Genomic DNA, 11,610 nt, shown 5'->3' on the forward strand with positions numbered 1-11,610 from the left:
TCAGTTTAACTGAACAACTTTACACAACTTTAAAAAACAACCACCATCGCAATGAGATAACAAAGCCAGCCGCCAGCAAATTTTAACCCTTTTACTTTCTGCTAATGTTCAATTTTTTACACTAACTCTGCGGAAAATACGGTTTTCCGTCACATTCTGCCGCCGCGTGGTGATTTCTTTCTCAATCAGCACTCGCTAAACTGTCACCGTGAGTGAGGAACGTCTGCGTGGTAAATAAAGAACGTTTCGTACTGCCGCCTGTCAAAATTCTACCTTCTTGTTATGGGACTGAAGTATGTTCAACCGGTTGAAGAAAAGTCTGGTCGCTTCCTTGATTGCCACACTGCTTGCAGGCAGCGTGCTCCCTGCCGGGGCAGATGATCTGTCCGATTCCCTGCCGGACATTGGCACCACAGCCGGCGGAACGCTGTCGATTAATCAGGAACTGCAAATGGGCGACTTTTATGTGCGCCAGCTGCGCGCCAGTGCGCCACTGATTAACGATCCACTGCTGAATGACTATATTAATCAGCTGGGACAACGTCTGGTTGCCCATGCCAACTCGGTCCGAACGCCGTTTCATTTCTATTTAATCCGTAATGATGAGATCAATGCTTTCGCCTTTTTTGGCGGTAATGTGGTGCTGCATTCGGCACTGTTCCGTTATGCCGATAACGAGAGCCAGCTGGCGTCAGTAATGGCCCATGAAATCTCTCACGTCACCCAGCGCCACCTTGCGCGCGCAATGGAAGAGCAGCAGCGTAATGCGCCACTGACCTGGGTCGGTGCTTTAGGCTCCATTTTACTGGCGATGGCGAATCCGCAGGCGGGTATGGCGGCGCTGACCGGTACGCTCGCCGGCACCCAGCAGGGGGTGATTAGTTTTACGCAGAATAATGAACAGGAAGCTGACCGCATCGGTATTCAGGTGCTGCAACGAGCCGGTTTCGATCCGCAGGCGATGCCGAATTTCCTGCAAAAGCTGGCCGATCAGTCACGTTTTGCCTCTAAACCGCCAGAAATCCTGCTGACCCACCCTCTGCCCGACAGCCGTCTGGCCGATGCGCGCAACCGCGCCAATCAGATGCGTCCGGTGGTGACCCAATCCTCGCAGGATTACTATATGGCCAAAGTGCGTGCGCTGGGCATGTACGCCACCGGGCGTAATCAGCTTGGCGACGATTTACTCGATAGCTGGTCAAAAGGCAATGTGCGCGAACAGCAGGCAGCGCTATATGGCAAAGCGATTCAGTTCCTTGAGGCGAAAAGCTTCGCCGATGCGAAACGGATTGTTGAACCGCTGCTGAACAAGCAGCCGGATAACGTCTGGTATCTGGATATTATGACCGATATCGATATTGGCCTGAACCAGGCGCCGCAGGCGATTAAACGTCTGACCGCGCTGCGCGCCGCAACCACCAATCCGGTATTGCAGCTCAATCTCGCCAACGCTTATGTTGAAGCGAAGCAGCCCGCAGCTGCCAGCCGGATTCTTAATCGCTATACGTTCTCCCATCCTGACGATCCTAACGGCTGGGATCTGCTGGCGCAGGCTTCGGCGGCACAGGGCTTACGTGATGAAGAGCTGTCCGCCCGCGCGGAAGGTCTGGCGCTTGCCGGCCGTCTCGACCAGGCAATCACCACCTTAAGCGGTGCCAGTGCGCAGGTTCCGCTGGGTAGTTTAAAACAGGCGCGCTACGACGCGCGCATCGATCAGCTGCGTCAGCTGCAAAAACGCTTCCGACAGTACACAAGGACATAACCACTAATGGTGACGATTTATCATAATCCGCGCTGCTCAAAAAGCCGGGAAACGCTGGCTTTGCTACAGCATCGTGGCGTAACGCCGCAGGTGCAGCTCTATCTTGAAACGCCACCCGATTTGGCGACACTTAAAACGCTGCTGAAGCAGCTGGGCATGCAGAGCGCGCGTGAACTGATGCGCAATAAAGAAGAGTTATATAAAACCCTGCAACTGGCGGATGCGAGCTTAAGTGAGACGCAGCTGATGCAGGCGATGATTGATAATCCGAAACTGATAGAGCGCCCGATTGTGGTCGCTAATGGTCAGGCGCGGATCGGACGTCCGCCTGAGCAGGTACTGGAAATTTTATAGACGCGGTTACAGGTCGAGCGTCTCTTTCACAAACGGAATGGTCAGCTTGCGCTGGGCGCTGATGGATGCACTGTCCAGCCGGTCCAGCGTCACAAACAGCGTACGCATTTCACGATCCAGTCGCTTCAGCAGGAAGCGGCCCACATCTTCCGGCAGTTCAAAACCCCGCAGATTGGCGCGCAGCTGTAACGCCTGCAACTTGTCTTCATCGGAAAGCGGTTGCAGTTTATAGATTTGTCCCCAGTCGAGGCGCGACGCGAGATCGGCCAGTTTGAGATTCAGCTGGCGTGGTGGCCGATCGCCGGTGATCAGCAACCGCGTCTTACCGGTTTCAAGAATACGGTTATAGAGATCGAAGATCGCCATTTCCCACAGTTCATCCCCGGCGATGCACTCAATATTATCGATGCAGATTAGCGCCAGTTGCTCCATGCCATCCAGCACTTCCGGCACGAACCAGGTGCGTTTATCCAGCGGCACATAACCCACCGCTTCACCGCGCGCAGAAAGCTCGGCGCAGGCCGCGTGCAGCAAATGGCTGCGTCCGCCGCCTTCGCGTGACCAGAAATAGAAATAGCTGCCATGTTCCTGAAGCAGAGCGCCTTTCAGCGCAGCCAGCAGCGACGGATTTTCCCCCGGCCAGAAGCTGGCAAAGGTTTCGTCGTCGGGCAAATAGAGTGGCAATGAAAGCTGTGCCGGCGTGTTCAGAAGCACCTCAAGTGTGAACGGGCAGAAAACGGCAAAAGTTTATCATAACTTTCGCCATTTAATAAAACGGGCAGCCGCGCAGGCGGCATTATCTGTCGTAGGGGAGCCGTTATCGGCTCCCGTTCAGATGGCGGACACAGTGCAAACCATCGCCACGGGCGGCGAGAACGCCGCCCCTACGGTCGGATTATCTGTCGATCAATGTGGCGATTTCTCATCCGCATCAAGGATCACTTCGTCCGGACGCAGCATGCTGATGACTTTAAAGATCAGGCTTAAACCGACGCCAACAATAGTCGCCAGCGCCATCCCTTTCAGTTCCGCCGCGCCGATATGCACTTTCGCCCCGCTGACACCGATAATCAGGATCACCGAAGTCAGGATCAGGTTTTGCGCTTTGTTGTAGTCCACTTTCGATTCAATCAGCACGCGAATACCGGAAGCGCCAATCACGCCATACAGCAGCAGTGACACGCCGCCCATCACCGGCACCGGAATCGCCTGGATCGCCGCCGCCAGTTTGCCGACGCAGGACAACATAATCGCCAGAATCGCTGCCCCGCCAATCACCCAGGTACTGTAAACACGGGTAATCGCCATCACACCGATATTTTCACCATAGGTGGTATTCGGCGTGGAGCCAAACAGACCAGAGAATATCGTTGAAATACCATTGGCAAACATTGAGCGATGCAGGCCTGGATCTTTCAGCAGGTCTTTTTTCACGATATTGGCGGTGACGACCAGATGGCCGATATGCTCCGCAATCACCACCAGCGCAGCAGGCAGGATGGTAAAGATGGCGAACCACTCAAAGCGCGGGGTATAGAAAGTGGGCAGCGCAAACCAGGGTGCATCGCGCACCGGCGTCCAGTCAACAATCCCCATGGCGAAAGAGAGGCCGTAACCGACCAGCACGCCAATCAGAATCGGGATAATCGCCATAAAGCCACGGAACAGCACCGAACCAAACACCGTGACCGCCAGCGTCACCAGCGAGATAATTACCGTTTTACTGTCAGGTGATGTGCCATCCGCAGGCAGCAGACCGGCCATATTCGCCGCCACGCCCGCCAGTTCCAGACCAATTACCGCGACAATCGCCCCCATCGCCGCCGGGGGAAACATCACGTCCAGCCAGCCGGTACCGGCTTTTTTCACAATCAGCGCCACCAGACAGAACAGCACGCCGCACATAATAAAACCGCCCAGCGCCACTTCATAACCCAGCGGTAACAGCAGCAGCACCGGCGAGATAAAGGCAAAGCTGGAGCCGAGATAGGCCGGGATTTTTCCTTTACAGATAAACAGATACAGCAGCGTGCCAATACCATTAAACAGCAATACCGTCGCCGGATTGATATGAAACAGAATCGGCACCAGTACCGTGGCGCCAAACATGGCGAACAGATGCTGGAAGCTGAGTGGAATGGTCTGAAGCAGCGGTGGCCGCTCACTGACGCCAATGGCACGACGAGTCATGGTTTCCCCTATGAGATGTTTTTCTTGCTATGAAAAGCGCCATAAAAAAGCCGACTCTTCAGTCGGCTAAAAAACCAGGGTTACTTGGTTCCGAAAATCTTATCCCCGGCATCGCCGAGGCCAGGAATGATATAGCCTTTCTCATTCAGTCCCTGATCGATTGACGCGGTATACACTTCCACATCCGGATGCGCCTGCTCCAGCGCCGTCAGACCTTCTGGCGCTGCGACCAGCACCAGCACTTTAATACTGTTACAGCCCGCTTTTTTCAGCAGGTCGATGGTCGCAATCATCGAGCCGCCGGTTGCCAGCATCGGATCGACCACCAGCGCCATGCGCTCTTCAATATTGGAAACCAGTTTCTGGAAATAAGGTACCGGCTTCAGCGTCTCTTCATCGCGGTAAACACCCACCACGCTGATGCGCGCGCTTGGTACGTGCTCCAGTACCCCTTCCATCATGCCTAAACCGGCACGCAGAATCGGCACGACGGTAATTTTTTTGCCTTTGATCTGCTCGATCTCTACCGGGCCATTCCAGCCTTCGATAGTAATGGTTTCAGTTTCCAGATCGGCGGTGGCTTCATAAGTCAGTAAACTTCCCACTTCTGAGGCGAGCTCACGAAAACGCTTGGTGCTTACATCATGCTCACGCATCAGGCCCAGTTTGTGTTTGACGAGCGGGTGTTTGACTTCCACGATCTTCATTGTTGTTCTCCCGGAGTGGTTAGCGGCAAAAAAAAATCGCCGGATTATACCGCCTTTTTTTCAGTGCGCCATATGACTTACGGCAATTAAAATCAATTATCGCTGCTTCGGCTAAGAATTGACTAAAATCTGGCTATACGCAATGTCAGCTCAGATGAGACTCGCAAACGTTTGCCTGCGCTGATAGAATTGCCGCGCTTTATTTTCAAACCACCAACCGCAACCGCGTGGGGATTTCGCAGTGACCGACAAGACCTCTCTCAGCTATAAAGACGCCGGCGTAGATATTGATGCTGGTAATGCTTTAGTCGATCGTATTAAAGGTGTAGTGAAAAAGACCCGTCGCCCGGAAGTGATGGGTGGACTGGGCGGTTTCGGTGCCCTTTGTGCGCTGCCGCAAAAATACCGCGAACCAATTCTGGTTTCCGGCACTGACGGCGTCGGCACAAAGCTGCGTCTGGCTATGGATCTGAAGCGCCACGACAGCATCGGCATCGATCTGGTCGCCATGTGTGTTAACGATCTGGTGGTTCAGGGTGCAGAACCTCTGTTCTTCCTCGACTACTACGCGACCGGCAAACTGGATGTGGATACCGCAGCCAGCGTGATCACCGGTATCGCCGAAGGCTGCCAGCAGTCTGGTTGTGCGCTGGTTGGCGGTGAAACCGCTGAAATGCCAGGCATGTACCACGGTGAAGATTACGACGTGGCCGGTTTTTGCGTCGGCGTAGTCGAAAAATCAGAAATTATTGACGGCAGCAAAGTGCAGGACGGCGACGTGCTGATCGCACTCGGCTCCAGCGGTCCACACTCCAACGGCTACTCGCTGGTGCGTAAAATTCTGGAAGTCAGCCAGACGGCGCCAGAAACCACTCAGCTTGAAGGCAAATCTATTGCCGATCACCTGCTGGAACCGACTCGTATCTACGTGAAAAACATTCTCAGCCTGATTGAACAGGTTGAAGTGCATGCGATTTGCCATCTGACCGGCGGCGGCTTCTGGGAAAATATCCCTCGCGTACTGCCAGACAACACCCAGGCGGTGCTGGAAGAGTCCAGCTGGCAGTGGCCAGCCATCTTCAGCTGGATGCAGCAGGCAGGTAACGTGAGTCGTCATGAAATGTATCGCACCTTTAACTGTGGCGTCGGTATGTTAATCGCCCTCAGCCCGGCAGAAGCCGACAAAGCGGTACAACTGATGACTGACGCTGGCGAAAAAGCATGGAAAATCGGCGTCATCAACGCCTCCGACTCTGCTGAGCGTGTGGTTATCAACGCATGAAAAAGATAGTCGTGCTGGTTTCCGGGAACGGAAGCAACCTTCAGGCCATTATGGATGCCTGCCAGCAGGGACACATCAACGGCAGCCTCGCTGCCGTTTTCAGTAATAAAGCTGATGCTTATGGTCTGGAACGCGCGCGCATCGCAGGCATTCCGGCCCACGCGATTGAAGCCGCCCAGTTCTCTGACCGTGAAGCTTTCGATCGTCAGCTGATGATGGAAATTGACGCGTACGCGCCGGATTTAGTGGTACTGGCGGGTTATATGCGGATTCTGAGTCCGGCGTTTGTCGGCCACTATCAGCAGCGACTGCTGAATATCCACCCTTCTCTGCTGCCAAAATATCCTGGCCTGCACACGCATCGTAAAGCGCTGGAAAACGGTGATTCGGAACATGGCACCTCGGTGCATTTTGTCACCGATGAACTGGATGGCGGCCCGGTTATTCTGCAGGCTAAAGTGCCGATTTTCTCCGGTGATAGCGAAGAGGCGTTGAATGCGCGCGTCCAGCATCAGGAGCATGTTATCTATCCACTGGCGGTTAGCTGGTTTATTGAGGGCCGTCTGACGATGCGCGATAACGCGGCGTGGCTGGATGGCGAAAAACTGCCAGCTGAAGGTCAGAGTATCGAGTAATGCATTATGGGCCAGGATATGCCTGGCCACTTTCAGCCATATCTGCCCGTAATATAATCTTCCGTACGCCGCGCCTTGGGTGCAGTGAACAGCTCGTCAGTCTCTGCAAACTCCACCACGCTGCCGTTATGCATAAAAGCGGTGTAATCCGATACGCGCGCCGCCTGCTGCATATTGTGCGTCACCAGCACCAGCGTAAAATGCTGCTTCAGGGTGGTCATCAGCTCTTCAATCACCAGTGTGGAGATAGGATCCAGCGCCGATGTCGGCTCATCCAGCAGCAATACTTCCGGTTCAATCGCTACCGCGCGTGCAATCACCAGCCGCTGCTGCTGACCGCTGGAGAGCGTCAGGGCATTCTGCCGCAGGCTGTCTTTCACCTCGCTCCACAGCGCCGCCGCACGCAGCGCACGCTCAACCGCTTCATCCAGCACCCGCCGGTCGCGTACCCCCTGCAAACGCAGGCCGTAAACCACATTTTCATAAATTGATTTTGGAAACGGGTTTGGCCGCTGAAACACCATACCCACCCGCCGCCGCAGTGCGGAGAGATCGCCGGATGTCTGCATAATCGACTCTTTCTCCAGCAGAATATCGCCTTCTGTCCGGCAGTCATCAATCAGATCATTCATACGATTAAAACAGCGCAGCAGCGTCGATTTACCACAGCCGGAAGGGCCAATCAGCGCGGTGATACGGTTCTTTGGCAGCCGTAGTGAAATATCTTTCAGCGCCGGTTTCTCGCCATACCATAACGACAGCTGCTGCAGTTCCAGCGCCGTTTCATCATCGGCAAACGTCACAGTTGCATCCATAACAGGTTCCATAGTTATTGCACCAGCGCGCGATAGCGCTCACGCAGGCGATGGCGCAAACCCATCGCCGCCAGGTTCAGTCCTAATACGATGGTGACCAGCAACAGCGCGGTGGCATACACCAGCGGCCGCTCGGCTTCGGCATTAGGACTCTGAAACGCCAAATCGTAGATCTGGAAGCCAAGGTGCATAAATTTACGGTCGAGATGCAGATAAGGGAAAATACCGTCGATCGGCAGCTCCGGCACCATTTTTACCACACCAACCAGCATCAGCGGCGCGGTCTCCCCTGCCGCGCGCGCCACCGCGAGGATCAGGCCAGTCAGCATCGCCGGCAACGCCAGCGGCAGAGTGATATTCCATAGCGTCTCCGCGCGGGTTGCTCCCAGCGCCAGCGAGCCCTGACGCAGCGTCGGCGGAATACGTGACAACCCCTCTTCGGTGGCGACAATCACCACTGGCAAGGTCAGCAACGCCAGCGTCAGCGACGCCCAAAGCAGCCCCGGGGTGCCAAACGTCGGATTCGGTAACGCTGCCGGGAAGAATAACTGATCCAGCGAGCCACCAATCAGCCAGACAAAAAAGCCGAGGCCAAATACGCCATAGACAATTGATGGCACCCCGGCCAGATTTACCACCGCAATGCGCACCAGCCGGGTTAAGGCGTTGCGACCGGCATACTCATGCAGCCAGACCGCGGCGACCACCCCCAGCGGCATCACCACCACCGACATCAGCAACACCATTAATACCGTACCGAAAATCGCCGGAAACGCCCCGCCTTCCGACTGGTTTTCGGCTGGCGAATCACTGACAAAGTGCCACAGCTGGCTGGCAAAATGGCGCCACTTCTGCCCAGGGCTCATCGCATTGGGTTGCCAGGCGGCGACCACCTGCGCCAGCGGAATACGCTGCACGCTACCGCTGGCATCACGCAGGATCAGCGCGCTGCGGTCAATCTCGCGATTAAGTGAGGCCAGCCGGGTCGCCAGACGGTTAAACTGGCGCTGTAACTCGGTACGATCCGCCTGATGAATTGACTGCTGTTGCGCATCGAAGCGCTTTGCGGCGCGCAGCTCATCGGCCTGATGTTGCAGCGCTTCGAGCTGGGCATTGATGCGCGCCATCTCAACCCGGCGCAGCTCAGCCGCCTGCGCCAGCTGCTGATGGGCCTGTTGCAGACGCTGCTGCAGCGCACGCCCCATATTGCGCGCAATCAGCGGCTGCGTGCCTTCCCGCAGCCCTTCGAACCAGCCGTACGCATTGCCGCCGCTGCGACGTTGCAACACGATAATCTCTTTGGGATGCTGCCGCTGACTGATATCGCTGGATAACAATGCGCGGAAATCCGGCGCGGCAAAGTCACGGTTGCCGGTTTTAAGCAGATAACGCGTCACCTGCGGCGGCATATCCGCCGGTATCTGACGACCACTGGCTTGCAACTGCTGGCGCGAGACCTGGCTGCTGCTCACCACTTCGCCCAGCAGTTGTACCCCGCCAGCGCCCGCCTGGTTAAGGGTAAACAGCGTTACCGGTTGCGGCCAGAAGCCACGCAGTCCCTGCCAGGCCAGCAAGGTAATCAGCAGCAAAAAGGCCAGCAGGCTAAAGGCCACCGCACCGGCGGTTAACCAGCGCCAGCGATCATTTTGCCGCATCGACTTACTCATCCCTGCCCCTCATGCTTACCAAAGCGCAGCCGCAGCCGCTGGCGCACCAGCTCTGCCAGCGTGTTGACCACCAGGGTAAACACCAGCAGCACCAGTGCGCTAAGGAACAGAATACGATAGTGCGCGCTGCCCGCCGCCGCTTCCGGCATCTCCACGGCGATATTTGCCGACAGCGTGCGCAAGCCGTCGAACAGCCCGCCATCGGGAACCGGGGTGTTGCCGGTAGCCATCAGCACAATCATGGTTTCGCCCACAGCGCGGCCGAAGCCGATCATCAGCGCGGCAAAAATACCCGCCGAGGCGCTCGGCAGCACCACGCGCGACAGGGTTTGCCAGGGTGTCGCGCCCAGCGCCAGCGATCCCTGACCTAAGGAGGCCGGAACGCTAAATATCGCGTCCTCCGCCAGGGTGAAAATTAATGGCACCAGCGCAAATCCCATCGCCACACCGGCCACCAGCAGATTGCGCTGCTCATAGCCGTGCGTCAGACGATCGGCCAGCCCACGGCCAAACAGCGCGCTATCCAGCAGCGGCCAGAGCCACAGGCTAAGCATACTCACCAGCAACAGCAACGGCAGCAACAGCCAGACTTCACGTCCGTCTGAGCAGAGCCGCTGTCGCCAGCGCGCCGGTAACCTGCGCGAACCCCATGCGCACAGCAGCAACGCCAGCGCCAGCATAAAGGGCAGCAACAGCACGCCGAGCAGATGGTCGGTAACGCGCGGCGCCAGCCAGAGTCCGGCAATCAATCCCACCACCACGCTGGGCAAGGCGCCCATCATTTCAATTCCCGGTTTGATCCAGCGTCGCAGAGCGGGCGACATAAACCACGCACTGTAAATCGCGGCGGCCAGCGCCAGCGGCGTGGCGAACAACAGCGCCAGCGCCGAGGCTTTCAGGGTGCCGGACACCATCGGCATCAGACTGAATTTCGCCTGATAGTGGTCGTCCGCGGCAGTGGACTGCCATACCCAGGCCGGTTCAGGATAGTTTTCATACCAGACCTTCTGCCACAGGCTGCGCCAGCTAAAGTCGGGCCACGGATTATGCAGACGATAGTATTGCCACTGTCCGCTGCGCTCCACCAGCAGCCCGTCCCCCTCTGGCGCAAACTCCGCATGGCGGATACCGGCGACCAGCTTCTGCGAGAAGATCGCGCCATCCTGTTTACTGGCAAATAACTGCAGCTCACCGCGCGGATTAAGCGTGGCAAATACTCGCCGCTGCGGTTCAGTGAGCAGCAGAGATTGCGCGCTGGCGCCGTGAAAATAACGAATAAAATTCAGATGCGGACCGCTGGCGCTGGCGATATCAAACCACTGCGCAATACCGGACGGTCCGGCAATCAGCAGCGAGTTGCCACCACTGAGCAGTTGCATCTGCTGTGGTTTTTCTTGCAGCGTAATGATGTCGCGTAAGCTAATCTGATCACCCGAGATGCGCCAGACGCGCAACAGATTACCAGCCAGCGCAAACAGCAGTTTGCCGTCCGGGGTCAGTAATAACTGGTCGCTGCCGGCACTGTTAATGGTGCGAACCACTGGCGGCTGGCCGGCGCGTAACTGCGCCAGCACGATGGCGTCGCCCGTGGAGGCCGCCGCCAGCCACTGGTCGTCACCACTGCGCGCCACAGCAGGATGCTGTAATCGTTGTGAAGCAATCTTCTGCGCAATATCGCCAAGCGGGAATTTCCAGCGCGGTTCACCGTCGCGGGCAGTGAAATCTGCGCTGGCCAGCTTTACGCTGTCATCAGACTGTAACAACAGCACCGCAGATTTGTCGGCGGTGAGCGCCACCTGCACCGGGCCTTTCGCCAGTTGCAGTGCCGGTTCAGCCGGTTCGCCGCTCAGCGGGATAAAGCGCGCCAGACCCTGCTGGTCAATACGCCAGCCCCAGTTGCCGTTAAGGCCAAGCGCCACCGCGGGCTTGGGTTGCCACAGGGAAAAGGTGCTGACTGACTGCAGTGAAGGTGAAGAAAATAACGGTGTCACCACCCAGATAAGCCAGAAGAAAAGCAGCATCATCACCAACAAGATGCCGATGCCACAGGCCGTCACCACGCGACGCGTCAGCCGGTCGATAAATCGCCGGCGTTTGTCGCTGAACTGTACGGGAATATGGTTATCGATCATGCCTGCATGGGTGTCCGTTTCATTTTCAAGCCGCTATGTTGCCCGTAGCCGCTTGATAAGACAACT

Annotated in this window: 10 protein-coding genes; 4 read left to right on the top strand and 6 right to left on the bottom strand. The window is 56.6% G+C overall.

Features of this window, described 5'->3' with window-relative positions; all coding sequences use genetic code 11:
* The first annotated feature begins 295 nt into the window (after positions 1 to 295).
* Together bepA and arsC are read left to right on the top strand one after the other, a co-directional pair.
* Positions 296 to 1,762, top strand: a complete 1,467-nt coding sequence (gene bepA / locus N5923_RS07125; protein ID WP_267143317.1) for a beta-barrel assembly-enhancing protease — start codon at positions 296 to 298, stop codon at positions 1,760 to 1,762.
* 6 nt (positions 1,763 to 1,768) lie between these two features.
* Entirely contained in the window at positions 1,769 to 2,116 is a 348-nt protein-coding gene (gene arsC / locus N5923_RS07130) for an arsenate reductase (glutaredoxin) (protein ID WP_267143316.1), read from the top strand.
* 6 nt (positions 2,117 to 2,122) lie between these two features.
* Here the strand turns inward: arsC and hda are convergent, their stop codons facing one another.
* The 3 genes from hda to upp form a co-directional block, all read right to left on the bottom strand.
* The gene (hda, locus tag N5923_RS07135) at positions 2,123 to 2,824 is read right to left on the bottom strand and encodes a DnaA inactivator Hda (RefSeq protein ID WP_267143343.1); all 702 of its coding nucleotides are present in this window, start codon (positions 2,822 to 2,824) and stop codon (positions 2,123 to 2,125) included.
* 198 nt (positions 2,825 to 3,022) lie between these two features.
* Positions 3,023 to 4,306 (bottom strand): uracil permease, encoded by a 1,284-nt coding sequence (gene uraA, locus N5923_RS07140; protein WP_267143315.1) that lies wholly within the window; start codon positions 4,304 to 4,306, stop codon positions 3,023 to 3,025.
* Between the two features lie 80 nt (positions 4,307 to 4,386).
* Positions 4,387 to 5,013 carry a uracil phosphoribosyltransferase gene (gene upp, locus N5923_RS07145; protein ID WP_267143314.1) on the bottom strand — a complete coding sequence of 209 codons (627 nt, stop codon included), beginning with the start codon at positions 5,011 to 5,013 and terminating at the stop codon, positions 4,387 to 4,389.
* Positions 5,014 to 5,254: 241 nt separating this feature from the next.
* Here upp and purM point away from each other — a divergent pair, with 241 nt between their 5' ends.
* Together purM and purN are read left to right on the top strand one after the other, a co-directional pair.
* Positions 5,255 to 6,295: a phosphoribosylformylglycinamidine cyclo-ligase gene (gene purM / locus N5923_RS07150; RefSeq protein ID WP_267143313.1), complete on the top strand. Its 1,041-nt coding sequence runs from the start codon at positions 5,255 to 5,257 to the stop codon at positions 6,293 to 6,295.
* Positions 6,292 to 6,930 (top strand): phosphoribosylglycinamide formyltransferase, encoded by a 639-nt coding sequence (purN, locus tag N5923_RS07155; protein WP_267143312.1) that lies wholly within the window; start codon positions 6,292 to 6,294, stop codon positions 6,928 to 6,930. Before purM ends, purN begins: the two co-directional genes overlap by 4 nt.
* A 32-nt stretch (positions 6,931 to 6,962) precedes the next feature.
* On the opposite strand, the gene pstB is transcribed toward purN, so the two are convergent.
* The 3 genes from pstB to N5923_RS07170 are packed head-to-tail and all read right to left on the bottom strand — an operon-like array spanning position 6,963 to position 11,544.
* Complete coding sequence (gene pstB, locus N5923_RS07160; RefSeq protein WP_267143311.1) at positions 6,963 to 7,745, bottom strand: phosphate ABC transporter ATP-binding protein PstB; 783 nt, start codon at positions 7,743 to 7,745, stop codon at positions 6,963 to 6,965.
* A gap of 14 nt (positions 7,746 to 7,759) precedes the next feature.
* Positions 7,760 to 9,412 (bottom strand): phosphate ABC transporter permease PstA, encoded by a 1,653-nt coding sequence (gene pstA, locus N5923_RS07165; RefSeq protein ID WP_267143310.1) that lies wholly within the window; start codon positions 9,410 to 9,412, stop codon positions 7,760 to 7,762.
* Positions 9,409 to 11,544 carry an ABC transporter permease subunit gene (locus N5923_RS07170; RefSeq protein ID WP_267143309.1) on the bottom strand — a complete coding sequence of 712 codons (2,136 nt, stop codon included), beginning with the start codon at positions 11,542 to 11,544 and terminating at the stop codon, positions 9,409 to 9,411. The genes pstA and N5923_RS07170 overlap by 4 nt, the downstream gene beginning before the upstream one ends.
* Positions 11,545 to 11,610 lie beyond the last annotated feature (66 nt).

Origin of the sequence: Winslowiella arboricola (assembly GCF_025527015.1) — a bacterium.
Taxonomy (GTDB): Bacteria; Pseudomonadota; Gammaproteobacteria; order Enterobacterales; family Enterobacteriaceae; genus Erwinia; species Erwinia arboricola.